Below are 24614 nucleotides of genomic sequence, written 5' to 3' on the forward strand. Positions count from 1 at the left end.
CCCCAACCCCTAACCCCCAAATCCTGACTTTTGATTGCTCAGAAATAGTCGTAATTTCAATAAACTGAGAGTTTGACCGAGATTGAGGGGAAGGAGAGAAATGCCTTCTAACCGCGATTGTAACCAACCATCGCCCCAATACCATTCGTGATAGCCATCGATACCTTGACTCAAAAGCAAGCGTAAACACTGGTCATTGGCCAATAAAACCTGATGTTGTACGGGAATTAAACCTAACCAAGAGGTAAAAGTCAAACCTTCCTCTAATTTATCGGGTAGATTGGGTGAGAGCATTTGCGGCCACAGCCATTGACGGAGATGAGCAGTTTTGAGCAAACTATCCCGGATAGCCTGTTCACTGGCCGAGATTTCGATACGCAGCTGACTTTGTTGAAAATTGCCGAACATATTATTGTCTGATAATTTTTGTTAAGTTAGTTAAAGAATAACTAAAAATCGGGACAGCGTTTTCCAAGGATAACAGTAAGTAGTATGGCAGATAAATTAATCCGCGCCACGGCCGCCGATGGGGGAATTAGAGTAGTAGGAGTGATTACCACCCGTTTAACCGAAGAAGCTCGCCAAAGACATCAATTATCTAACGTAGCCAGTGCCGCTCTCGGTCGCACGATGGCATCGGCTTTACTCTTAGCTTCCAGTTTAAAAAAACCCGGTTCTAGGATCAATATTCGCATTAAAGGCGATGGTCCTCTGGGTGGGGTCTTGGTTGATGCTGGACTCGACGGCACGGTGCGGGGTTATGTGGACTATCCCCAAGTGGAATTACTCCCCAATGCTAAGGGTAAATTAGATGTGGGTCGCGCCGTCGGTAACAAGGGTTATGTGCGAGTCTTACGGGAAGAAAAAGGCGAGGAGAGAAATGAACTTCAAGAAAGCATCGTCGAGATAGTTTCCGGGGAAGTGGGGGAAGATATCGCCTACTATCTAGACCAGTCCGAACAAATTCCCTCCGCTTTGCAAGTGGGGGTTTTTGTCGGTACAACCACAGGAGTAACGGCTGCTGGGGGAATTTTATTACAAGTTCTCTCTAAAGAAGCAGCCCGGGATGAGGTCTTAGTGGCTCGTTTAGAGTCGAGATTGCGAAAATTAACGGGATTTACGCCCCTTTTACGCGCAGGAAAAGGTCTAGAAGATATTTTTCAGGAACTTCTCGGAGATATGGGTCTAGAAATTTTTCCAGCTGTGCAGCTGCTGCGTTTTGATTGTGATTGTTCTTTTGAACGGGCCCTAGGAGCTTTAAAATTCCTCGGGGTCGATGAATTAAAAGACATCATCGAAAAGGATAAACAAGCGGAAGCCGTCTGTGAGTTTTGTCGGGAAGTGTATAGTGCCAACGAGACGCAATTAATCGAATTAGTCGAGTCTCTACAGGCTGAATCTTGCTGAGAAGTTGGGTAATGAGCGCCATTAGGGTAAAATCTATCTAAAATATCTGCTAGGGAGTCGTGAATGTTTAAAGGAAAAGAATTAACCAAAAATCTAGTCAAACGAGAATCGATTGACCCCCTGACTCGTTGGCCAGAGAAAACTAAATCTTTTCTTTTTCTCTTTTGGTACCGATACCAGCATCGTTTCACTTGGAAAGTTTGGGCGGCTTTATTTGTGGTCGTTTTTGGCGGTGTTGGCTTTCTCGCCACTTGGCAGTTATTAAATATGCAGAAGTCGCCTAATTGCCCCAAAATCTTCTGGCCCATCGCTTCTGCCTCCCTACGTCTCTACTGCGCTCAACTTTCCGCCGATAGTCGCACCGTGCCAGGTTTACTCGAAGCCATTGCCCTGGTGGAAGCTTTACCCGAAGACCATCCCTTGCGATCGCAAGTTAATCAACAGGTGGAAGAATGGGCGCGAGATATCCTGAATTTAGCGGAAAAAGACTATCAAGCGGGAAATTTAGAGCAAGCGATCGCTAAAGCTCGTCAAATCCCCAATAATATGGCAGTAGCGGCAATTATTGAAGAAAGAATCGCCAAGTGGCAAGGAACTTGGACGGAAGGCAACGAGATCTTAAGCAAACTAGAGGAAAATCTCCGCGCTTCCAACTGGAATCAATCTTTCCGTCTAGCAGTGGATTTATTGAACTTAAATAACGAATATTGGGCAACGATTAAGTATAATGAAGCGATCGCTAAAATTACCGTTGCCCGGGAAGATAGCAGTAAATTAGATAATGCCTTTAATCTCTTTGCCCGGGGCGGTCTCAACAATTGGTTCAAAGTCATCGAAGAAGCTAGAAAAATTCAAGCCAGCAGTTATGCCTATCAGGAGGCACAAAAATTAATCGGGAAAACCGAGGATAAACTAAAAGAATACGCCGAAAGATTAATTGAGCAGAAGCAATGGCAAGCTCTCCGGGATTTGGCTAACGAAACCCCCAAAGACCTCAAAATTAAAGCAGATATCACCGATTGGTCTCTCTTGTCGGAAGCGGCCTTAGATGCGGAAACCGGCACGGTGGACGGATTAGAAGCCGGCATACTGGGACTAGAACAAATTGACGCTTCTCGACCCCTCCATCAAACGGCCCTAGCTATGAAGGAGCGCTGGCAGTTACAGATACAGGATGTAAAAATACTGTCCGAGGCTAGAGATTTAGCACAAGCAGGGACGATCGAGCAGTATAGCGCCGCTATCGCGAAAGCGGGCGAGGTTCCCCGTAATAATCCCCTCTGGTCGCAAGCACAGCAGGAAATTGGCTCTTGGAATCGTCAAATACAAGTCATAGAAGACCGGCCGATTTTAGAACGGGCCCAAGAAATTGCTCTCCCCGGCGATATTAATTCCCTCAGTAGCGCTATTATTCAGGCCCGGGCCATTGGTAAAAATCGGGCCTTATACAGGGATGCTCAACGGGAAATTCGCGGCTGGCAAGTGCGGATTGAACGCATGGAGGATCAACCTATTTTAGATCAGGCTCAAGCTTTGGCCAATCTCAAAGACTATAGCACAGCGATCGAAACTGCCAATCAAATTCCCCCCGGTCGCGCTCTTTCCTCGGAAGTTTCCCAAAATATCCGTCGTTGGCGCCGAGAGTTGCGGGCCCGTCAAAATCTCCAACAGGCTAATCAATTAGCGGCGACGGGAAGCGCAGAAGGTTTAACCCGAGCGATTGCTTTAGTTACCAATATTTCCACTAAAACCGACGCGGGTGTGCAACGGACTGAATTGCTGGAACGTTGGAGTTATCAGCTTTTGTCTTTAGCCACGGACCAAGCTAATAACGGCCGTTATCTGGAAGCTATTCGCCTTGCTGAATCCGTATCCCGGGAAAGTACCGCCTACAGTTCGGCTCGCTCCCAAATGCAAGGCTGGCGCAATATTCTCCAACCTCCGGCCCCACCACCAATAGTTGAATCGACTCCCCCTTCCCCAGAGTCCCCGATAGAAACACCAAGTCCGGGTCAATAATCAGTTTTACAGGCTGTTTTTGCCGTGGATTACCCCTAAAAAAAGTCCCTCATCCCCGGGGGTCTGTTAAGTTAAATCTGTATTATACTAAATCCTGTTTACAAGGTATGGGAGAGCGGGGAGAAACAATCCATAACTTGGGAGTTCATCGCACTATTAAAAACCGATTTATACTAAATCTGTTGAGTACAGGCTAGTTATGAGGAGAGGCAAAAGGCAAAAGGCAAAAGGGAATAAATAATCAGTTTTTAATAACTGGATTTAGTATTAGTATAAATTGCCAACAAATAACCAAAGCCAATTTTAAAAAGATAAAAGGTGTTAAGTAGTCGTGCAAAATTAATTTCCTAGTGAAGATAGGCAAGAGGCAAGAGCGGGGTTAGATATGTGTAATTAATTTTGCTTAGGTACTTATCAATTAAATTAATTAATCAAGCAAAAAACATATCTCCGTAATTTCTATAAACCTCTTACATAATTAATTTTTGATGGTTCAAAAACAGCAATAGTAAGGATTAAATAACACAAAATCTTTAAATAGACCATTTAATTGATTATTATTCATTCTTAATTCTCCTGACTACTGACTACTGGCTACTGACTCCGTTCGGACCTCGGCGTGAGACTTCGGCGTGAGCTCAGTCGAACGCTCGGTCGAACGCTGAGCTCACGGCCGAAGCCTAACCCTAAAAACGATTTTTGATTTCTGTAAGAGGTCTTATGAAAGCAAGTGAGGTACTGGATTTATATGCCAAAGGGAAACGCAATTTTACAGGAGTAAAATTAAAAGGACAGTGTTTTCAAGGACAGAATTTATCAGGGGCTAATTTTAGTAAAGCAGATCTGCGTGGTACTAATTTTCAAGGAGCTATTTTAGAGAAAACTAAATTTACCGAGGCTAGGGCAGGATTACTAAAGCGCGGTCGGCTACAATTAATTTTAATTTCTTGGTTAATAGCGGCTATCTGCGGCTTTGTGTGGGGATTAGCCAGTTATTATCTAGCTTTAATGCTGGTGACGGATGTAACCCAATTTAAAATCATTGCTGCGGTGATAATCACGATTTTATCCCTAATTTATGGAAGATTTTATCGTCAGCGAGTTGGGGGATTACCCTTAGTTTTATCCTTGATTTCTGGTCAATCAACAAGTTTTATTCTAGCAATTTCCATCAGCTTAATTTTAACTTTATTGACAGTAATTATCTTGGCTTTTCAGGGAGCATTAGCAGGAATAGCCGTGATGAATGGAACTTTTTCTATAGCTTTAATTGTTGGGGTTTGTGGTACTTTATTCACCGCTTATCTGGCCTGGTTATCCCTAGAAGAATCGAGAGAAACAATCACAAAATCGATAGCAATTGCTTTTTTAGCCAGTCAAGGTACGAATTTTTGCGGCGCAAATCTTAAAGAAGCGGATTTCACGGGAGCGCAGTTAAAAGCCACTGATTTAAGGGCAAAAGATTTAACTAGAACTCGATTTTATCTGGTATCGGGCATCGAGCGAGCGCGTTGGGAAAAGACAATTTTAGCCGAAGTGGCGATGAGAAATCTTCTGGTTACTGGTCAAGGGGAAAATAAAGCTTATATTGGCTATAATTTTCGTGGAGTAAATCTTTCCGGGTTTAACTTCAAAAATGCCAACCTGACTAGGGCAAATTTGAGTGAGGCAAATTTAGCCTACGCTAATCTAGAAGGGGCAAATTTAGCCCATAGTAACGTGATGAGAGCCAATTTACAGGCAGCTACCCTGACGGGTGCTTGTATCGAAGCTTGGAAAATCGCCGAAAATACCAATTTAGAAGGGGTTGATTGTGATTATATCTATTTAGTCGAGTCCGACCAAGAGCGCCGTCCTAGGGAGGGAGAATTTGGGGAAGGGGAATTCCGGCAATTGGCTCTGGAGCAGCGAAAATTGTATATTGACGAATAGGATAACTGCGATAAAAAGCTAAAATTGCCGCGCCGAGGCGGACAATTAGAGGGATAATAAGACCAGCCTTAACACCTATCCCCCGACTGGTAACTGATCACTGATAAGCGATGGTGAATATTTCTAATCAAGTTACACCCAATTGGGGACTAGCGCCCCTGGCAAAAGTCCCCGAAGTCCAAATCCTAGCGGCGATCGATATTGGTACGAATTCGGTTCACATGGTAGTGGTGAAAATTGAACCGTCTTTACCCGCTTTTACGATTATTGCCCGAGAAAAGGATACAGTCCGTCTGGGCGATCGAGATAGAAAAACTGGTAAATTAACCCTAGCGGCCATGGAAAGAGCGATCGCTGCTTTAAAACGCTGTCACGATCTGGCTATTAGTCTCCATGCGGATCAGATTATTGCCGTGGCCACCAGCGCCACCCGGGAAGCGGCCAATGGTGACGAATTTTTGGCTTTAATCGAGAAAGAAGTCGGTATTTCCGTAAATCTCATCTCGGGACAGGAGGAAGCGCGCCGGATTTATCTCGGTGTCGTCTCGGGGATGGATTTCCAAAATCAAGCCCATATTATTATCGATATTGGTGGCGGTTCCACGGAATTAATCTTAGCCGATAGTCAAGAAATTCGCTTTCTTAGTAGTACCAAAATCGGCGCGGTGCGTTTGAGCCAAGATTTCATCACCACCGATCCCATTAGTACCACAGAATTAGCCTATTTAAGAGCCTACACCAGGGGAATGTTGGAGCGGGCAGTAGAGGAAATTAAACATCATTTACAGGTGGGAGAAGTGCCGCGTTTAGTGGGAACTTCTGGGACGATTGAAACTTTGATGACTATCCATGCTTTGGAGAAATTGGGGTTAATTCCCAATCCTTTAAATGGCTATCAATTAACCCGCAAAGATGTCAAAGAATTGGTCAAACGTTTCGCTACTTTGGACTATCACCAAAGACTGGCAATTCTGGGGATGTCCGATAAACGGGCCGAGATAATTCTAGCTGGTTCGATCGTGCTTTTGGAAGCGATGACCATGTTAGATGTTGATAGGTTAGTTCTCTGTGAAAGGGCCCTGCGAGAAGGAGTAATCGTAGATTGGATGCTGACGCACGGGTTAATTGATAATCGGTTACTTTATCAGAGTGAAATCCGTCAGCGCAGTGTCTTGAAAATAGCGAAAAAGTATCAAGTTAATTTAGAATCGGCCGAGAGAATAGCGACATTTTCTCTGTCTTTGTTCGAGCAAACCCAAGCACAATTACATTCTTGGAATCAGGAAGCTAAGGATTTATTATGGGCGGCGGCAATTTTACATAATAGTGGTTTATATGTTAGTCATGCTGCCCATCATAAACATTCCTATTATTTAATTCGCAATGGTGAACTGTTGGGCTATACAGAAATAGAGTTAGAAGTTATCGCTAATATCGCTCGTTATCATCGCAAAAGTAAACCGAAGAAAAGACACGATGATTTTATGAAATTAACGGAATATTATCAGTATATGGTCAAACATTTAAGTGCTATACTGCGCTTGGCTGTGGCTTTAGATCGGCGACAAATAGGAGCAATTAAAAAGATTGAATGTAAGTACGATCCCGAATATAGAACCCTACATCTGCATCTTTTTCCCAATAATGCTGAAGATGATTGTGCTTTAGAATTATGGAGTTTAGACTATAAAAAACCTGTTTTTGAGGAAGAGTTTGGGGTGAAAGTAGTGGCAACTTTGGCATTTTTGCCCTGAAATCATGAGCGGTGAGTCGCTTGAAATCGGCAAGATGGAAATTTTCGAGACTTGTTACCTATTATTCTAGTCCAAGATTATCGATCGAGGTAAATTGATAAGTAGGTAGGTGTTAAAAGTTGTCAGATACCCCCCTTATCAAGGGGGGATTAAGGGGGGATCGGCACCCCCCTTATTAAGGGGGGCAGGGGGGATCGAAGCTAAAATCCATTTTAAATTTAATTATAACCAGCTACTTAATTTTTGTTGATAGTCAAGAAAAAAAAACGTTAAAAACTGCGAAGTTACTGTTATAATCCAGAGGCAATAGGAACGCAGAAAGAAAAGGAGCAGAAAAACTTGTTGCAATTAGCTAAAATTAGCCGCTCGATCGCTCTTGGTTGCTTAGGAACGATACTGACTAGCTTTCCTGTCCTCTCGGCCGAGAGAATTACTTTTATCTTAGCACCCTTTAGTCGTACCCTAGAAATTAGTTCCCTAGAAAAGTTTGCCAAAACTGGCAGAATTGATGCTAATCTAAGACAATATTTAGGTAATACAACCGCCGAACAACAAAAAGAATTTCGCCAAGCTTTAACCACAAGTAAAGAAATTAATCCCGTCCTGATCTCGCGCTTTTTTAACACCAGAATGGGGGAAGATATTCTCAACCTTTTAGGCGAACTGATCACCATTCAAGGGGGTATTAATGGTAAATTTGCCCTGCGTTCTGCCCTAGTTAAATCAGCTTTTGAACCGGAAGGGGTAACTATTCTTAGCCTGCTGCGTAATCTGCCCACTAATATGCAGATTGATGTGACAAAAGTGCAAAGATTAGCCCGGGCGATCGATATCGTCCTGAAAGCCACCACAGTATTCACGGAAAAGGTGGCGCAATTATCCTTAGAAGAAGCTAAAAAAGCCGGTGAAATTAATTTTACCGTCATGACCGACCCCCGACAACCCGGACCCCAACAAGTGGAACAGATGCGGCTGGATTTAACCGATAGCCGTCGTCAGAGGGAACTTTATCTAATTATTGTCAAACCCAAGGGGCAATTAACCCAGAAAACCCCCGTTATCGTCTTTTCCCACGGTTTAGCTTCCCGTCCCGAAGATTTTGTCCGACACGCGGAACACTTTGCTAGTTACGGTTATCTCGTCGCTATGCCCCAACACCCCGGCAGCGATACCCTACAGGTGCAGAATCTGCTGGCCGGTTTATCGCGGACGGTTTTTTATACCAACGAATTTGTCGATCGTCCATTGGATATATCTTTTGTGATCGATGAATTGCAAAGACGCAACGCGGGGGAATTTCAGGGGCAATTAGATTTAGATAATGTGGGAGTCGGTGGACATTCCTTCGGCGGTTATACAGCCTTAGCGGTGGGTGGAGCGACGATCGATTTCGAGAATTTACAACGGGACTGCCAAAGAAGATTAGCTTTTCTCAATGTCTCCCTCTTGCTGCAGTGTCGTGCTTTGGATTTACCCCGAGAAGAATACAATTTTCGCGATCCAAGAATAAAAGCGATTTTTGCGGTTAATCCGTTTAATTGGAGTATTTTTGGGGCTAAAGGACTGGCTAAGATCGAAATTCCCACTTTTGTAGCGGCAGGAACCTACGATCCCGCTACCCCCGCTATTTTTGAACAGGTGCGCTCTTTTCCCCTGCTCAACACCGAAAATAAATATTTAGCTCTGATTGAAGGTCAAGCTCACGTCGATTTTTCGGTACTAGATGCGGGAATTAACGAAGCGATCGAATCCGTAGCCGATCTTACCCTGCCAGCACCCTATGTGATCGATAGTTACGCCCATTCCCTATCTTTGGCCTTTTTTGAGGTGTATATTCGCAAAAACCCCAGCTATAAACCTTTTTTACAGGCGGCCTATTCCCAATATCTCAGTCAAGGCCAGGAGTTTAGATGTTTTCTGATTACCCGGGTCTCCTCGGCCGCTTTAGAACAGCTAATCGAAGATTTTATCGCTCAAAATGTCCGTTAATCAGTGTTCAGTGTTCAGTCATCAGTTATCAGTTATCAGTTATCAGTTAACTGATAACTGAAAAAATTACTACCTCCTAGTCCCAATTCATAATTCATAATTCATAATTTATGTTTGTTGAGGGCGTTTAAGTAGTAATTGGATAGCCAAAAGAATTAAACCAATGGTGACAAAAATAAAAATAAAGGTTCCTAGAGAAGCTAAACCAAAAACTAAAGTCCGGACAGCACTGCCAATTCTCAAGGCGATCGGACTGTGAGCAACCATCGGTTTTGAGTAAAAAGAATGACCGATCGCTGCTGTAAGATAATAGAGAATTGTCCCCAGTGCTGCCGAAATTGCCGCACCAACTAAACAGCGAGTAGGAGTAACTTTTTTGGTTTCTAATTCTGTGGTCATTACTTTTTAGTCCTCAAATATTGCCCAGGTTAAATTTTAATTCTTTTCCCCGACTAGAACCAAGGATCGAGGGCGGAAGGAAAAGAAGTATTGACTTCGATCGGGAAAGTATCGTCTGAATCCGAGGAGACAATCAGATCCTGATTCGTCTCTAGTTGCCGTTTTAACTGTTCCCAATCGCCGGGGTCGGTTAACTCCTCATAAACAGGGGCAGCGGAAACGATCATTTCCTTATCCGATGACCGGTTGCGGGAAGGAAGAACTGAATTAGTCAAATCAGGTAGCTTCTGGTCGATAATAGTTGTATTTGCGCTCTTAGGAGAATTTTTGGGCGAATTTAGGTTAATTTCTTGCTTTAATGACTGTAATTCACCATTGAGAGCTTTTAATAACTGCTCGATCGCCTCGATTCTTCCGAAAACATCCGGGGGAATCTCAGGATTATTGGCAGCAGAGAGGGAGGGTAAAGTTAATTTATCGGCCATGACGCGGTCGATTTCCTCTAGGGTAGTATAACCTTGGCGGACTAATTCCAAACCGTAGGCGAGGAGAGACTTGAATCCTGCTCGTGTTGCCGCTTTTTTGAGCATATCGGCGGGTTTATTCTCAGCGATGCAATTTTTGAGGTCAGGGGTAATCGTGATTACTTCAAAGACCCCAATCTGGGACTGATAACCGATGCCGTGACAATGACGGCATAATCTCCCTTTTCCCCGCGCTTGGATGATTTCTTCGGCAGTGAGGGAATTAGCTTTATAAAAGCTGTATTGAGCAGCTTGGGCGGGAGAAAGACCAAATTTAGCTAATTCCTCCCTTTTTGGTTGATGTTTCAGCCGACAAACCTGACAAACCCGTCGCACCAGTCTTTGATTGATCACTCCCACTAGGGTATCGGCGACTAGGGCCGGCTCCGCTAATTGATTGAGGCGAGCGATCGCGGCAAAGGCATTATTGAGGGGTAAACTAGAAATAACTAAATGTCCTGTCAAAGCCGCTTCTAGGGCATGGGCAAGGGTGGAAGAATCCACCAGGCGATCGATGCCGATGATATCCACATCTTGATTCCGGAAAGAGGGCAAAATCGAGGCATAATCTTGACCTTGACCATCAGCGATTTCTACTTGGGTAATACCGTTAAGGCCGCGTTCGATCGAGGTTTCCACGGTGGCGATATTAACATCGCCCTGGTTTCGATGGGCTAGTAGAGAATAAAAACTGGTGGAACAACCGCCTCCGGCCGGTGCGGTGAGCAGAATTAACCCCGCCTGGCGCTCGATCATGGTGCGTACCAGTTTACAGGTTTCTTGGCTAGTAATCAACTCATCGAGGGGCCAAAGTGGGGATCGAGAATCAAAAACCCGCAAGAGAATTTTTTCCCCGTGTTGACTGGGTAGGGTGTGGAGACGAAAATCTATTTTGCGACCGGAAAAAGTTTTGGTCATTTTTCCCTGTTGGGGTCGCGATTTCTCGCTGACATCGAGGTTAGCCAGAATTTTTAACCGTGAGATAATCGCCGGGGTCGCTTCCCGAGAAATCGGTTCCCCGGCAGAACGAAGGAGACCATCTTGGCGAAAACGGATAGTTAATTGATTTTCTTGGGGTTCTAGGTGAATTTCCGTCGCTTTGCTTTCAATGGCTTGAACAAGGATATTATTAACGACACTGATGATCGTCCCTTGATTCGCCTCTTGAATCAGCCCCAGATCCTCGTCGGCTAATTCACGGTTGAGATGGGGGAGAGATTGGCCATCTTCAAAAATATCGGTTATGTCAACTATGGTCTTTAGATCCTGTTCTTGGGAAAGACGATGGCCAGATAGGGCTTCTTCTTGACGAGAACGATAGATTTCGACCAATTTCTGGTAATCTGCCCGAGCGATGACACGACGCTCAAACTGCAATTCTTTATCCCGGAGGATACGACGTAAATCATCGAGAATTTCCTGATTAGCGGGATCGACCATGGCTAGGTGAAGAACCTTGCGATCGGATTCTTGTTTTTGTAGGGGCAGGATCTGATAACGACGGCAAATTTCAAAGGGAAGGACTGTGCGAAACAGATTTTCGATTTCTGTCCAGTCGATCGTCTCACTCTCAGGGTCAAGATATTCTAACCCATACTTGGCTTTTAGTTTTGATAGTTGTTCGAGTCGGTAGTATGCCAGTGCATCTTTGGGTAAAGGACGACCGGTGATCAGGGGTAAAATTGCCAGTAGAGATAGATGACCTTTCTGTTTCTGGATTATTGCCTTTTCTAGTTGCCCGATAGTGATATAACCCGATTGCACTAACTTTTGAGCAAAGGAAGGCAGCTTGGTCTGGGGGGTCTCGTTTGCTGATGACATGGAATAGAGCCAGTTAATATTGTACAGCCCACTACTCTATTATGCCCATTTTCTCACCGTGGCTAACAGACAGGCTATTTTTTTTAGGCAAGGGCCAACAGGCCCTGGGCAAGGGAAAGAAAATTTATAGCGTTTTTCAGTCTGCTGAGGTACAAAAGTTATGGGTTTTAGGCAAAAGGCAAAAGGGAAGAAAAATAGGTGTACCTCACTAGCTTAGTAAACGCTTTATCTTCGGCTACTTAGCAAGGATTGATAGTGAACACTCATTATATATTAATAAATATAAATAAATATGAAGTAATTTAAGTTTCACAGAGAATGAACCTGATCTTTTTTAGGATGGTGGTAAAACTGATTTTCCATTTCTCAGGTTGAAAGGTGAACCCAGATTAAGCCATCTGAACGATACGAGGACAAGCCAATGTTTGAAGATTTTACCTATATTACTGATGAGGCTTTTTTAGAGAATTATTGGTGGGAAGAAAAAGTTATTTGTCCCCACTGCCAGGGCAAAGGAAGAATCTATCTAGAAACAGAGAATGAATCCGTCCCCTGTAAATTCTGTGAAGGTCAAGGCATTATTAAACGAAAACAGGAGGAGACTAACTATCCCTAAAAATCTGTATAATTGGATACATAAATCAAAAATCTTCTTGAGTTAAAACCTCGGGCTGACATTGTTTAATTTCGCTGTTAATCCCGACGGCGGATTCTGATTGTAGGTCTTCGATATAACCGGATTGATGGGACAAAGCTTCCGAAAAACTCTCAAACGGGCCGAAATAGTAGAGACATTTCGGCTGACTGGTGGTGATCTCTACCCACCAGGGTTGAGGGGGTGAAGTAGGCTTGATCGAGACAGTTTCTGGGTCAAGAGGCCTAATACTGAGAATCTTGGCACCTTGGCGCAGGAGGCGCTGTGTTTCTTGACTCATGCGGCTTTTAGGTATTCGCAGGACTGTCCGGGAGAAGCGTTGAGGCAAAGACCCAGAAGAACCGGAAAAAACAACTTCATAGAGAAATATTTGATTCTCTCCCTGATTATTAGCCTCTAGCATACAGAAAAGATTCTCTTTTGGGGTAAGGGTTAAAAAACAGACGCTACTTTGAGCAGATGACTCAAGCAAAATCATCTCCTAACAGAGTAGCGCATCTTGATAGGATAGCATAGAGCGGCAAAAAGTTAGGTTTTGACCTATTCTCCCCTCACAGCATGGCTTAAGGGGAGATTCTTCCACAGGAAGAACCCGATAGAGTTCTTTTATTGAGCCATCCCTGAAGATATCTATGAGGATTTTTTCTCTCGTCAGTTTATTCAAGATGCTGTGGCCGAATATATAGCGTTTCCTATTCGCAAGAGGTACATTATCGATGTTGAAAAGCTTAATCAGCAAAGGTTAAACTGTGCCGCACAGGTGTGATAACTGCTATGTAGCAGTTATCTTAATGGTCAGGTAGAAAGTTTTCGTTTTTTGGATTCGGTTGTCGGTCGTCGATGCCAAATCCTGTTATACTTCATCTTTATGAGAAACAAGGTCAATAATATTGACAACCAATAAGTAGTCATGCAAAATAAATTTCCTAGTAAAGATAGACAAGAGGCAAGAGGCAAAAGCTTTATCGAAATGTGTAATTAATTTTGCTTAGGTACTTAGAGTTTTTTAACAAATATGCGGACACCAAAATTAAGCTTAGGAACCAGATTATTTTTATCCCATCTCCTCGTTATGGTGGTGGGATTGAGTAGCTTTATTATCATTGCTAAATTATCTTCTCCGCGAATGTTTGTTTTACGTTTGGAACAGTTAGAAAGGCAGGGATTTTTTACCGTGCGTTCAGCGAGAACTTTCTTGGTTAGGGGTTTTGAGACGGCTTGGGATAGTAGTGCTATTTGGTCATTTATTGCGGGAGGAAGTGCAGCTGGTTATCTGAGTTTTTTGGTTTCCCAACGTATTATGAAACCAGTAAAACAAATCAAACAAATCACTAAAAATTTTGCGGAAGGGGATTTATCGGCGCGAGTTCCAGAAAGCGAAATCCCAGAATTAAATCAATTAGCCATCAGTTTTAATCAGATGGCGATTAGTTTAGCCGATGTGGAAAAACGTCGCCAGGAATTAATCGGTGATCTTACCCACGAATTACGCACCCCTTTAACTGTGGTACGGGGATATCTGGAAGAATTAGCCGATGGTGCGATCGAACCTAATCCAGAACTTTATCAGAAATTAGTGAAAGAAACCCGACGGTTAGAACGTTTAACCCACGATCTACAGGAGCTATCGCGAGCGGAATCTGGTTATCTCTCGATTAAACTGCAACCTGTTAATTTATTAACTTTGTTAAATTCTCTTATCGAAAAATTCGCCGATCAATTATTAGAAGATGGACCGACTTTACAGTTAGATTGTCCCCCCAATTTACCATCTGTCATGGCCGATCCCGATCGCCTTGAACAAATTTTAGTTAATCTGCTCGGTAATGCCATTCGTTACACCGATCATGGTGCAATTACCCTGCAAGTGACAAGGGACAAAAATCGCCTACAAATTGCCGTTATCGATACGGGAATCGGCATCGCAGCAGAGGATTTACCCTTTATTTTCGAGCGCTTTTGGCGGGCCGATCGTTCTCGTTCCCGTTATTCTGGGGGTAGTGGTATTGGTTTAGCGATTACCCGTCGTTTAGTGGAATTACACCAAAGTAAAATGGAGGTAGAAAGTGAATTAGGTAAAGGCAGCACTTTTCGTTTTTCCCTAGCAATATCTCCGAATTGGGAGTAGGGGTTTTTTTAGTGATCGGTAAACAGTAATCGGTAAGGGGAGACGGGAGAAGGGGGAGATGGATCGGGAAGAGAGAGTTCGAGCATTTGTACTAAAATATCTAATAGACATCTCCAAAAATTATAACCCAATCACAGCTTACTTTTAGCTTTTGTACTAACTGAGTAGTTCTGGGCTGAAATGTGTATCTATAGCGTTTCCTAAGCTAGTGAGGTACACCTATTTTCTTCCCTTTTGCCTTTTGCCTTTTGCCTAAAACCCATAACTTTTGTACCTCAGCAGACTGAAAAACGCTATATCGTTGCTAATTCAATTTTACTGAAAAAATATGAGACAATTAAAATCATTTTTATTTGGTTAGATTCCTTAACTAGAAAAACTTTTAGTCTTAAGGTAATATTAGGTGGAGGTCTAATAGGCAGTTTCAATGCAGTGCAGCTGATAACGAGATGACTATTCAGGGGAAGACAAGTGGCGGAAAATCTGGCTGGCGATGGCTGCACTCCGGCGAATTTGTTCAATTTCGGAAAGACTTTGCCAATCTTCGGTGTCTATAGTGGTTTTACTCTGGCCATTACGCATAGTATAGGCGTAGGGACGGGCAAAAACCTGTAAATCTTCTGGAGACCATTGGGGAAAAAGCTCGCTAAGACAAACAACAAGGCGATCAAAGTTATCTAATTGACTATTAACTAGATTTTCAGCACTTTCTACTAGACGATTTAAATGTTCGGCTGGCAGTAAAGAGGCAAATTTATCAAAGATATTAGACCGGGACGAAACGGAAACTGTCGGGAATTTTTGGTGTAAACTGCTAAAGAATCTATGAGCTTGTGCCTCGATCGCCGTCGCTTCTAGTCCTTCACACAGAGAAAAAGGCGTTTCTGCCACGTCTAAGGGATCATGACTCTCAACAGCGGTTACATCCCAGGGATAGGTGACTTCTTCTTCGATCAGGATTGCCAGAAGTTCCTCGGTAATCTGTTCGGATAGGGATAAATGGCTCATAAACGATACTCCATATTTTGGTCTTTGTGGCGTTCAATGAGTAACTACATCTCGGTTTTGACAATTCCCGAAGCTACCAACAGACTTCTGCTGGAAGCCAGACGAGAGGTACTCTTGCCATAGTAGCAATAATTAGGGTTTGCATAAGTAGCTGGTTATAATTAAATTAAAAATGGATTTTAGGTTCGATCCCCCCTGCCCCCCTTGATAAGGGGGGTGCCGATAGGCGGGGGGATCTGACAACTTTTAACGCCTACCTGCATATTATTATTGATTACTTTTTGACTTTTGCCAGAAGCCGATTAGAAAAGTGGCATAAACTTCTCAACGCCTGAATTTGGGACAAGCTGACATCCTCTGCTGGAATGTAAGTGATAAATTTTACCGCTCGAATCTGTCTTCCTCTCTGTGTTCTTTCTGCCTCTGTGGTTTATCCTTAATCTTTCTGGGATCACCTGAGAAAAACTGTATGCTAGGCCATATTTAACATTTAATATAGCGCTTTTCACGTTACTGAGGTATCGACAAGTTTTGCCAACAAAGGGTTTAAGCTCCTTGCCCATACCTCATTCTGAGGAAAACTGCTATAATTTAATAATTTAATAATTTAATATTTAATCATATATCATAATAGACTATATTACTACTGGACTTAAAGTGGCTTCTTTAATTCGGCTAGGACGATTAACAAGTGTCGAATCATCTGTAATCAATGCACGTTTAGGAAATATCTCACCAGAAAGACTAATACGCATTAAAAATCTTTTAATCAATTGGCTAAGACAATCAAATTAGTGTGGTCTGCTAGGCTTCGCCGCTCTTCGAGAACGTAGTGCCTTCGGCAACGCCGTCATCTTATTGATTAAACTTTAAAAATGCGATCATGTATTGCCGTTGTCAACGAAATAGCCGATTTTTCCGATTTTCACCTCTCGATCGCACAATTTAAAAGGTTAAAAGGAACCCTCAAGATGACCCAAGACAAACCGATCCAACGCCAAATTCTACCGATTCCCGACTTGACCCCCTTCGGTCTAACCACCTACGATGCCAAGAATCCCGACGCCCACTATCCCCCGATTCGAGATATCCGACCGCCAGCCGGCGCACCCAACGTGCTGATCGTGCTGCTCGATGACGTGGGTTTTGGAGCCGCCAGTGCCTTCGGTGGTCCCTGCAATACGCCCACTTTCGAGCGATTAGCGGCGGCTGGGTTAAAATACACCCGTTTTCATACCACTGCCCTCTGTTCTCCCAGTCGTGCGGCTTTGCTCTCTGGAAGGAATCATCACTCGGTCGGCATGGGCAACATCACCGAAACCGCCACCTCCGCCCCTGGACAGAGTTCCGTCCGTCCCAACACCAAAGCCCCCCTTGCCTTAACCCTGAAGCTGAACGGCTATTCCACGGCGCAATTCGGTAAATGCCACGAAGTACCGGTTTGGCAAACCAGCCCGATCGGTCCCTTTGACGCTTGGCCCTCTGGCGGGGGTGGATTCGAGTATTTCTACGGCTTTATCGGTGGCGAAAATAACCAGTGGGAGCCGGCACTGTACGAGGGAACAACCCCGATCGAACCGCCGAAAACCCCGGAGGAAGGCTATCACCTGACCGAGGATCTGGCCGATCGAGCGATCGCTTGGATTAGTCAACAAAAAGCCCTCGCCCCCAATAAGCCTTTCTTTGCCTACTTCGCCCCCGGCGCAACCCACGCCCCCCACCACGTCCCGAAGGAGTGGATCGACAAGTATCAAGGCCAATTCGCTCACGGTTGGGATCGCCAGCGTGAGATCACCTTTGCCCGACAGAAAGAACTGGGCGTAATTCCCCAAAATGCCGAACTCACCCCCCGTCACGCCGAAATTCCCCCATGGGATGACATGGACGAGCGCCTGAAGCCGGTATTAGAGCGCCAGATGGAGGTGTACGCCGCCTTTCTGGAACATACCGATGATCAGGTGGGACGAGTGATTCAAGCCTTAGAAAAGCTAGAAATCATCGACGATACGCTAATTTACGTCATCGTCGGTGATAACGGTGCCTCCGCCGAGGGAACGCTGCAGGGTGCGTTTAACGAGATGGCCAACTTTAACGGGTTAGCGAGTCTAGAAACCCCGGAATTTCTTCTCTCGAAACTAGATGACTTCGGTGCGCCCGATTCCTATAATCACTACGCGGTCGGTTGGGCCTGGGCGATGAGTAGCCCCTACAAGTGGACGAAACAGGTCGCTTCCCACTGGGGCGGCACCCGCAACGGTACGATTGTTCGTTACCCCAAACTCATCCAGGAAAAAGGTGGGATTCGTCACCAATTCTGTCACGTCATTGATGTGGCTCCGACGGTGTTGGAAGTGGTAGGCATTCCCGAACCGACGATGGTTAACGGTGTCCTACAAAGTCCCTACGAGGGTACGAGTATGGTTTATACCTTTAACGACGCGGCTGCCCCCGAACGTCATGATGTGCAGTATTTCGAGATGTTTGGCAATCGGGGCATCTATTACAAGGGTTGGAGCGCGATTACCAAGCACCGCACCCCGTGGGTGATGACTGGACAGACGATGGTTCCTTTCGACGATGATATCTGGGAACTATACGACGGCAGTACGGATTGGACGCAGGCTCGGGATCTCTGCCAGGAAATGCCAGAGAAACTGCACGAACTACAGCGACAATTTCTGATCGAGGCGGTTAAATATAATGTACTGCCCCTAGACGATCGCCAAGTGGAACGGATCGATCCCGCCACCGCCGGCCGACCCACCCTCGCCGGGGGGAACTCGCAATTATTTTTCGCCGGAATGGGGCGTTTGTCCGAAAATAGCGTCATCAACATCAAAAATAAGTCCTTCTCGGTGACGGCGGAACTGGAAATTCCCCCAGAAGGCGCGGATGGGGTGATTATCGCCCAAGGCGGCCGCTTCGGTGGTTGGAGTGTCTATAGCCACGATGGAAAAGCCAAGTTCGTCTATAACGTGCTGGGGATTGAAAGTTTTGTCACCGAGGCGACGGAGACGATCCCTGCTGGCAAGCATCAGGTACGGATGGAGTTTGCCTACGATGGTGGTGGTTTAGGACGGGGGGGAAATGTCACCCTCTACTACGACGGTCAACCAGTGGGTACGGGTCGGGTAGAACGAACTCAGGCTTTTATTTTCTCCGCCGACGAAACCACGGATATCGGCTACGAATCTGGTACCCCCGTGGCGGCGGAATATACCTCGAAAACCAGTCGTTTCACTGGTAAGATCGGTTGGGTTCAACTCGATCTGGGTACGGACGATCATGACCACCTGATCGACCCGGAGGAACGTCTGAAAATTATCATGGCCCGGCAGTAGAAAAGGGGACTTGTGATACTGGTAGTTTTATCTAGACTATCCCTCGGTTAAAAGCAAAAAAATTGAGCTTAAATTAGCAACTTTGTCCTATGGAATGGTCTTTTTTGAGAAACTTTGCCATCACTTTATTCGCCCTCTTAAATCCTCTGGGGATGCTGCCGATTTTTATTAGTTACACCGCTCGCGAACGTAAAGAAGTACAACGACTCGTGGCTCTATTTGTCTCGTTAACTGTCTTGTGTTTGTTGTTAATTTTTATGTTTATCGGAACGGCAATGCTAAAATTCTTTGGTGTCACCTTAGACTCTTTTCGCCTAGCTGGTGGCGTGCTTTTGTTGATTATCGGTATCAACATTGTTAACGGTTCTGGGGCAGGGACAAAAGAGCTTTTAATTAATGAGCAAGGAGGGGATTATCTCAGCGAAGCTAAGTCAGTTTATCGGCAGATTGTTATTCCTATGGCTATGCCTTTATTAGTGGGGCCTGGGGTGATTGCTAACGTTATCCTTTATGCCAGTGAAGCCGAATCAAAGCTAGGTAGTGGTACGAGCATTGAACTGATTTTGATGACAATTTTAGTCAGTTTTTTAGTCTTTCTCATCCTCGCTGCTGGCAAATGGTTACAAAGACTTTTAGGAGATATTGGCTTGAGTATTACTCAGCGAGTTATGGGCCTATTTGTAGCGGCGATCGGAGTACAATTTATGGTGACAGGTTTGATTAATATTTTTGTCGATCAGATCGTTCCGAAACTACCATCATAGCCAATTGCTAATTAGTCTAAATGTTAGCCAAGAAAATTACTGGAAATATCAAATAAGCTGTTGTCTATTTAAGTAGTCGTGCAAAATTAATTTCCTAGTAAAGATAGGCAAAAGGCAAGAGGCAAAAGGCAAGAGGGGGTTAGATATGTGTAATTAATTTTGCTTAGGTACTTACAATGGGTATTAAGGGGAGCAATCATGAGAAATTCTGAGCAATTGACCAAATCCCTGAAGCATTTTCGTTATACACTTTTTCTGGGAGTAGCGGCCATGGCAATCAATAGCTGGGGGATGCCCAATATTTCTGTAGCCCAGACTACTTCTGCTCAAGAAAAAGTGCAGTTAATGTTCGTGCAAACGGGAGAATATCTTAAGGTAGATACCGTTATCATGATGGTAAGGGCCTAGTTTTTACCGATTGCGATCAACCTAATTGGAGGGAATTTCTCGATCAAGGTTTTGGTATGGCGGCTTGTTATCAAACCTCCGATACAAGTGTTAATAGTACGGCGATGCGGCGACTGGTAGCAACCTACGGGATGCTTTCCTATTTTTTATCCGTCTCGATTATTGCTATTATTTTTGGCATGATCGGTAATTTACTCTCAGCAAAAAAGATATTTTATTAAGGAAGTCATGGTTCATCAGAAAATTAATCTCGATCGCCTCAGTCCGGAAGAGGCACTAATTACCCCCACCTATGCTTCCCGCGCCCTGACTTCCTCTGTACCTAAATACGAGATTCCCGAGGGAGAAATGCCGCCGGCGGTGGCCTACAATTTAATTCGCGATGAACTTGCCCTTGATGGTAATTCTCGTCTGAATCTGGCTACTTTTGTCACCACTTGGATGGAACCAGAAGCCAAACAATTAATGGCGGAAACCTTCGATAAAAACATGATCGACAAGGATGAATACCCACAAACCGCCGAAATTGAATTGCGTTGTGTGAATATGATCGCTAGACTCTGGAATGCTCCCAAAGGCGCAGCGGCAACCGGTTGTTCTACCATTGGTTCCAGTGAAGCGGCGATGTTGGGAGGCATGGCTTTAAAATGGCAGTGGCGCAAACGCCGACAAAAAGAGGGTAAACCCACCGATAAACCTAATTTAGTTATGGGCATTAATGTGCAGGTTTGTTGGGAAAAATTCTGTCGTTATTGGGAGGTAGAACCGCGTTTTGTGCCGATGGAAGGGAATCGTTTTCATCTCGATGCGACGGAAGCAATTAAACTAATTGATGAGAATACGATCGGGGTAATTGCCATTATGGGTAGTACCTTTGATGGTAGTTACGAACCCGTCCAAGAAATTAATGATGCCCTAGAAAAATTGAACAGAGAAACTGGCTGGGAAGTTCCCCTGCACGTCGATGGTGCTAGTGGTGGTTTTATTGCTCCTTTTCTTGATCCCGATTTAGTCTGGGATTTTCGCCTCAAATGGGTTAAATCGATTAATGCTTCTGGGCATAAATACGGTTTAGTCTATCCCGGTGTCGGTTGGATTATCTGGCGAGATCGGCAAGAATTGCCAGAAGAATTAATTTTTCATTGTAATTATTTAGGCGGTGATCTGCCTAATTTTGCTCTGAATTTTTCTCGTCCCGGCAATCAAGTAGTCGCCCAATATTATAATTTTTTACGCTTGGGTAAAGAGGGTTATCGACAAATTCATCAAGCCTGTCGAGATACGGCCTTGTATTTATCGGGGGAAATCGCTAAGATGGGGCCGTTTGAATTGATTACCGATGGTAGCACTATTCCAGTTTTTGCTTGGAAATTAAAGGAGACAATTAGCGATCAAACTAATTATAGTTTATTCGATTTAGCCGATAAATTGCGCGAGCGGGGTTGGTTAGTTCCTGCCTATACAATGCCCAAAAATCGCCAAGATTTAACTGTGCAGAGGGTGGTGATCAAGGAGGGATTTAGTCGCGATATGGCGGATCTGTTGTTGCGGGATATTAATTCAGCGATCGCCTTCTTTAAATCTCAGTCTAATTATCAGTCAAAATTATCTGGTTCCCATTTTCATCACTAACAGATGTTGAGGAAAAACTCGCTTAAATTTCCTAAATATTGGCAACCCTTACAAAGTTTTGGTGTTGCCAATTTTTCCACACGAATTATTCACAAAACTGCTCAAGGAAATTTTCATATTTGGTCATCTCGGCGCTTTCGTAAACGCCATAGCAGTGAAATTAAATCTAGCACTTCTGACTTAATTTCCTCTAAGTTAAAGCCGTTTAAATATTGGACTTGGCAATTAGATAATTTAACCTGGTGGATCGGTTTTATTTTTACCCTTGGTTCAATTTTATTCATTGTCGGCTCAATTCCGATGATGTTTCCCCATCCCCCCTTAGAGAGGATTTCTGTCATTAATTTTATTGGTTCAGTTTGTTTTACTTTTGGTTCCTATGCTGCCTTTTTAGAAGCTATTAATTTAAATCTAGATGTTACTCTGATTCGGGATGTAGAAATACTGGAGGAAAAAATCGGCACTGTTTCCCATCCCGTCCCCAAACTGATTAAAATTAAATGGTTTGCTTGGCAACCTGATCGCCTTGAATATTGGGGAACTTTCATTCAATTTATCGGAGCTTGTCTATTCAATATTAATTGTTTTTTTGCCATGGTGCAAGGTTTAAGTTGGCAGAGTGATGATCTGTTAATTTGGATTCCTAGTACCCTGGCTTCCCTTCATTTCTGCACCGCTAGTTATTTAGCTGTTGTCGAAGTTTCTCATAGTTATTGGTCTTGGCATTTTAAAGATATAGAATGGTGGATAGTGGTGTTAAATTTAGGCGGTTCTCTTGGCTTTTTGAGTGGCAGTATTTTCGGCTTTTTCGGACAGGGAACAATTATTTGCTGTCAGGAATGGGGAACAAATTTCTCCTTTTTATCGGGTTCACTTTTGTTTTTAGGAGGTAGTTATTTAATGATTCCCGAAATGTTGCAAGAATAGCTTTCAGATGTGAAAATTTTCCTCCTGTCTTAATTTAGTATTTATGTACTTTAGTTGAGGACAGTAATGCCTAAACCTTACCCTACTACACACAGAAAAATCTGACTTAATCCTATGCAATTTATACCATTTTTCAATATTAATCAAAGAGCTTTAATGCCAAGTAAACCATCTAGAACTAGAGGATGGATGAAAAAAATTGGGCATACTTTGGTAATATTTATCGTAGTTTTACTAATGACTCTAACTTCCCCTCTTTTGGGAATAGCTCAAAATCCGACACAACTGGAAAATAAAATTGACGGCTTTCCAGTTATGTTAGATGGAAAACCCCTCTTTTTTATCCGGCGGGGAGTTTCTTCATTTTCGGCGGAGGAGAGAGCTAACACTATTACCCGGAGAATTGAAAGAATTGCTCAAAATGATTCTATTCCTGTGGAGAACCTGACAATTGAGCAGCTCCCTGATGATAACTCACTGTATTTAAGTGTAGATCAAGAAGTAATTCTAACGGTGACGGAGCGAGATGCAAAAGCCTATCGTTCAACGCCAGAGGTTTTAGCTCAACAAGCTTTACAAAAAATTCAGTTTGCTATCACTCAATATCGACAAGATCGAAAACCCGAACAACTACTTAAGAACATCATTTATACGGTTATAGCCAGCTTTGCTTTCTTGATTATTAGCTTTGCAGTTATCAAAATTTCAGGAAAACTATTTCCCTTCATTAGACGTTTGATTGAATCCTTGACACCAGGCATTCAAATCGGGAATGTTGAGATCATATCTTCCTCTAAAATCAGCTTCTTTTGGCTGCGAGTTCTTCGGATAATTCGCTTCTTTGTTCTGTTTTTATTATTATTTAATTATGCTACATTTGTCCTTCGTTTATTTCCCTGGACAAGAGTTTTTGGCGACAGTATTTTAGGTTATTTTTCTCAATCATTAGAACTGGTTTTATACTCCATTGGCAAATATCTTCCCAATGCCTTTATTATTGCCATAATTATTTTTATTACTTACTACTTAATCCGGCTTATCAAGCCCTTTTTTACAGCAATAGAAAGAGGAAATCTGATTATTCCGGGTTTTTATACTGATTGGGCTAAACCTACTTACAATATCCTATTAGTCATAATTCTTGCCATAGCAGCAATAGTGGCTTTTCCCTACTTGCCCGGTTTTAATTCTCCAGCTTTTCAAGGCATTTCTGTTTTTCTTGGTCTTCTTTTATCCCTTGGTTCAACTTCAGCGATCGCCAATGTTATTGGGGGAATTATTCTTATTTATACCCGTGCCTTTCGCATAGGAGATCACATTCAAATAGGAGATGTAATTGGCGATCTAATTGAAAAAAACTTCCTAGTTATTCGCATTTGTACTCCTACTAATAAAATCATTACTATTCCTAACTCGTCTTTATTAAGTAGTAATGTGATTAACTTTAGTATTTCCTCACGGGAATTAAACAGAAATCTAATTATTCAGACAACGATTACCCTAGGGTACGATCTGCCTTGGCGAAAAGCCCACACAACCTTAATTGAAGCTGCTCTAGAAACTGAGCATATCCTCAAAGAACCCGCCCCTTTTGTCCTGCAAACTAGCCTAGATAATTTTTACATCAGTTATCAGTTAAACGCTTACACTAACCAACCCAATTTGATGGTAATAATTTATTCAGAACTCCATCAAAATATTCAAGATAAGTGTAATGAAGCTGGGATTGAGATTCTCTCTCCCAGTTACACCTCCCTACGAGATGGAAATACAACAACCATTCCCGAAAATTATTTACCTTCCGATTATGTTGCGCCTCCCTTTCGTGTTCAATCTTCAGACAATCAAGAAAACAACACATTATGATAGTAAATCCGTTTTTAAGCCCTCACTTTTGGCGGATTAT

The 24614-nt window shown here is 43.5% G+C and carries 18 protein-coding genes and 1 pseudogene; 14 read left to right on the top strand and 5 right to left on the bottom strand.

Annotated elements, in window-relative coordinates; all coding sequences use genetic code 11:
- Positions 1 to 9: 9 nt before the first annotated feature.
- Positions 10 to 408: a hypothetical protein gene (locus tag IQ234_RS02275; protein ID WP_193955876.1), complete on the bottom strand. Its 399-nt coding sequence runs from the start codon at positions 406 to 408 to the stop codon at positions 10 to 12.
- An 84-nt stretch (positions 409 to 492) separates the two neighbouring features.
- On the opposite strand from IQ234_RS02275, the gene hslO reads away from it, so the two are divergent.
- The 5 genes from hslO to IQ234_RS02300 all read left to right on the top strand — a co-directional run bounded on the left by hslO (position 493) and on the right by IQ234_RS02300 (position 9101).
- Positions 493 to 1407 (top strand): Hsp33 family molecular chaperone HslO, encoded by a 915-nt coding sequence (gene hslO / locus IQ234_RS02280; RefSeq protein WP_193955877.1) that lies wholly within the window; start codon positions 493 to 495, stop codon positions 1405 to 1407.
- A 63-nt stretch (positions 1408 to 1470) separates the two neighbouring features.
- The gene (locus tag IQ234_RS02285) at positions 1471 to 3426 is read left to right on the top strand and encodes a chromosome segregation ATPase (RefSeq protein WP_193955878.1); all 1956 of its coding nucleotides are present in this window, start codon (positions 1471 to 1473) and stop codon (positions 3424 to 3426) included.
- A gap of 720 nt (positions 3427 to 4146) precedes the next feature.
- Entirely contained in the window at positions 4147 to 5358 is a 1212-nt protein-coding gene (locus tag IQ234_RS02290) for a pentapeptide repeat-containing protein (protein ID WP_193955879.1), read from the top strand.
- Positions 5359 to 5468: 110 nt separating this feature from the next.
- Positions 5469 to 7112, top strand: coding sequence for a Ppx/GppA phosphatase family protein (locus IQ234_RS02295; protein WP_193955880.1), 1644 nt, complete (start codon positions 5469 to 5471; stop codon positions 7110 to 7112).
- A gap of 339 nt (positions 7113 to 7451) precedes the next feature.
- Entirely contained in the window at positions 7452 to 9101 is a 1650-nt protein-coding gene (locus IQ234_RS02300) for an alpha/beta hydrolase (protein WP_193955881.1), read from the top strand.
- A gap of 108 nt (positions 9102 to 9209) precedes the next feature.
- On the opposite strand, the gene IQ234_RS02305 is transcribed toward IQ234_RS02300, so the two are convergent.
- Positions 9210 to 9500 carry a DUF3082 domain-containing protein gene (locus IQ234_RS02305; RefSeq protein WP_110577609.1) on the bottom strand — a complete coding sequence of 97 codons (291 nt, stop codon included), beginning with the start codon at positions 9498 to 9500 and terminating at the stop codon, positions 9210 to 9212.
- A gap of 53 nt (positions 9501 to 9553) precedes the next feature.
- Positions 9554 to 11845: a GspE/PulE family protein gene (locus IQ234_RS02310; RefSeq protein ID WP_193955882.1), complete on the bottom strand. Its 2292-nt coding sequence runs from the start codon at positions 11843 to 11845 to the stop codon at positions 9554 to 9556.
- 421 nt (positions 11846 to 12266) lie between these two features.
- Here IQ234_RS02310 and IQ234_RS02315 point away from each other — a divergent pair, with 421 nt between their 5' ends.
- Positions 12267 to 12461 carry a transposase gene (locus IQ234_RS02315; RefSeq protein WP_193955883.1) on the top strand — a complete coding sequence of 65 codons (195 nt, stop codon included), beginning with the start codon at positions 12267 to 12269 and terminating at the stop codon, positions 12459 to 12461.
- A 25-nt stretch (positions 12462 to 12486) separates the two neighbouring features.
- Here the strand turns inward: IQ234_RS02315 and IQ234_RS02320 are convergent, their stop codons facing one another.
- A complete protein-coding gene (locus IQ234_RS02320) occupies positions 12487 to 12903 on the bottom strand; it encodes a DUF1816 domain-containing protein (protein ID WP_193955914.1) in 417 nt (138 codons plus the stop codon).
- A 612-nt stretch (positions 12904 to 13515) separates the two neighbouring features.
- Here IQ234_RS02320 and IQ234_RS02325 point away from each other — a divergent pair.
- Positions 13516 to 14628 (top strand): sensor histidine kinase, encoded by a 1113-nt coding sequence (locus tag IQ234_RS02325; protein ID WP_193955884.1) that lies wholly within the window; start codon positions 13516 to 13518, stop codon positions 14626 to 14628.
- 453 nt (positions 14629 to 15081) lie between these two features.
- Here IQ234_RS02325 and IQ234_RS02330 read toward each other — a convergent pair whose 3' ends face one another.
- On the bottom strand, positions 15082 to 15636 hold the full coding sequence (locus IQ234_RS02330) for a hypothetical protein (RefSeq protein ID WP_193955885.1): 555 nt from the start codon (positions 15634 to 15636) through the stop codon (positions 15082 to 15084).
- An 875-nt stretch (positions 15637 to 16511) separates the two neighbouring features.
- On the opposite strand from IQ234_RS02330, the gene IQ234_RS02335 reads away from it, so the two are divergent.
- The 7 genes and pseudogenes from IQ234_RS02335 to IQ234_RS02365 all read left to right on the top strand — a co-directional run bounded on the left by IQ234_RS02335 (position 16512) and on the right by IQ234_RS02365 (position 24574).
- Entirely contained in the window at positions 16512 to 18977 is a 2466-nt protein-coding gene (locus IQ234_RS02335) for an arylsulfatase (protein ID WP_322743421.1), read from the top strand.
- An 89-nt stretch (positions 18978 to 19066) separates the two neighbouring features.
- Positions 19067 to 19741: a MarC family protein gene (locus IQ234_RS02340; protein ID WP_193955886.1), complete on the top strand. Its 675-nt coding sequence runs from the start codon at positions 19067 to 19069 to the stop codon at positions 19739 to 19741.
- Positions 19742 to 19939: 198 nt separating this feature from the next.
- Positions 19940 to 20149, top strand: coding sequence for a hypothetical protein (locus IQ234_RS02345; protein ID WP_228008334.1), 210 nt, complete (start codon positions 19940 to 19942; stop codon positions 20147 to 20149).
- Positions 20150 to 20187: 38 nt separating this feature from the next.
- A pseudogene (locus tag IQ234_RS02350) lies at positions 20188 to 20370 on the top strand (DUF1345 domain-containing protein); the annotation flags it as partial.
- A gap of 7 nt (positions 20371 to 20377) precedes the next feature.
- The gene (locus IQ234_RS02355; protein WP_193955887.1) at positions 20378 to 21781 is read left to right on the top strand and encodes a glutamate decarboxylase; all 1404 of its coding nucleotides are present in this window, start codon (positions 20378 to 20380) and stop codon (positions 21779 to 21781) included.
- Positions 21782 to 21784: 3 nt separating this feature from the next.
- The gene (locus IQ234_RS02360; RefSeq protein WP_193955888.1) at positions 21785 to 22708 is read left to right on the top strand and encodes a hypothetical protein; all 924 of its coding nucleotides are present in this window, start codon (positions 21785 to 21787) and stop codon (positions 22706 to 22708) included.
- A 114-nt stretch (positions 22709 to 22822) separates the two neighbouring features.
- A complete protein-coding gene (locus tag IQ234_RS02365; protein ID WP_193955889.1) occupies positions 22823 to 24574 on the top strand; it encodes a mechanosensitive ion channel family protein in 1752 nt (583 codons plus the stop codon).
- The last annotated feature ends 40 nt before the right edge of the window (positions 24575 to 24614 follow it).

The organism is Microcystis aeruginosa LEGE 91341 (assembly GCF_015206885.1).
In the GTDB taxonomy this organism is placed as follows: Bacteria; Cyanobacteriota; Cyanobacteriia; order Cyanobacteriales; family Microcystaceae; genus Microcystis; species Microcystis aeruginosa_H.

Excerpts from the sequence above, each read along its gene's own strand:
- IQ234_RS02325 (WP_193955884.1), top strand. The coding sequence starts at position 13,516 with ATGCGGACACCAAAATTAAGCTTAGGAACCAGATTATTTTTATCCCAT.
- IQ234_RS02295 (WP_193955880.1), top strand. The coding sequence starts at position 5,469 with ATGGTGAATATTTCTAATCAAGTTACACCCAATTGGGGACTAGCGCCC.
- IQ234_RS02310 (WP_193955882.1), bottom strand. The coding sequence starts at position 11,845 with ATGTCATCAGCAAACGAGACCCCCCAGACCAAGCTGCCTTCCTTTGCT.
- IQ234_RS02365 (WP_193955889.1), top strand. The coding sequence starts at position 22,823 with ATGCAATTTATACCATTTTTCAATATTAATCAAAGAGCTTTAATGCCA.
- IQ234_RS02290 (WP_193955879.1), top strand. The coding sequence starts at position 4,147 with ATGAAAGCAAGTGAGGTACTGGATTTATATGCCAAAGGGAAACGCAAT.
- IQ234_RS02275 (WP_193955876.1), bottom strand. The coding sequence starts at position 408 with ATGTTCGGCAATTTTCAACAAAGTCAGCTGCGTATCGAAATCTCGGCC.
- IQ234_RS02340 (WP_193955886.1), top strand. The coding sequence starts at position 19,067 with ATGGAATGGTCTTTTTTGAGAAACTTTGCCATCACTTTATTCGCCCTC.
- IQ234_RS02345 (WP_228008334.1), top strand. The coding sequence starts at position 19,940 with ATGAGAAATTCTGAGCAATTGACCAAATCCCTGAAGCATTTTCGTTAT.
- IQ234_RS02335 (WP_322743421.1), top strand. The coding sequence starts at position 16,512 with ATGCGATCATGTATTGCCGTTGTCAACGAAATAGCCGATTTTTCCGAT.
- IQ234_RS02360 (WP_193955888.1), top strand. The coding sequence starts at position 21,785 with ATGTTGAGGAAAAACTCGCTTAAATTTCCTAAATATTGGCAACCCTTA.
- IQ234_RS02355 (WP_193955887.1), top strand. The coding sequence starts at position 20,378 with ATGGTTCATCAGAAAATTAATCTCGATCGCCTCAGTCCGGAAGAGGCA.
- IQ234_RS02305 (WP_110577609.1), bottom strand. The coding sequence starts at position 9,500 with ATGACCACAGAATTAGAAACCAAAAAAGTTACTCCTACTCGCTGTTTA.
- IQ234_RS02285 (WP_193955878.1), top strand. The coding sequence starts at position 1,471 with ATGTTTAAAGGAAAAGAATTAACCAAAAATCTAGTCAAACGAGAATCG.
- IQ234_RS02330 (WP_193955885.1), bottom strand. The coding sequence starts at position 15,636 with ATGAGCCATTTATCCCTATCCGAACAGATTACCGAGGAACTTCTGGCA.
- IQ234_RS02315 (WP_193955883.1), top strand. The coding sequence starts at position 12,267 with ATGTTTGAAGATTTTACCTATATTACTGATGAGGCTTTTTTAGAGAAT.
- IQ234_RS02320 (WP_193955914.1), bottom strand. The coding sequence starts at position 12,903 with ATGCTAGAGGCTAATAATCAGGGAGAGAATCAAATATTTCTCTATGAA.
- hslO (WP_193955877.1), top strand. The coding sequence starts at position 493 with ATGGCAGATAAATTAATCCGCGCCACGGCCGCCGATGGGGGAATTAGA.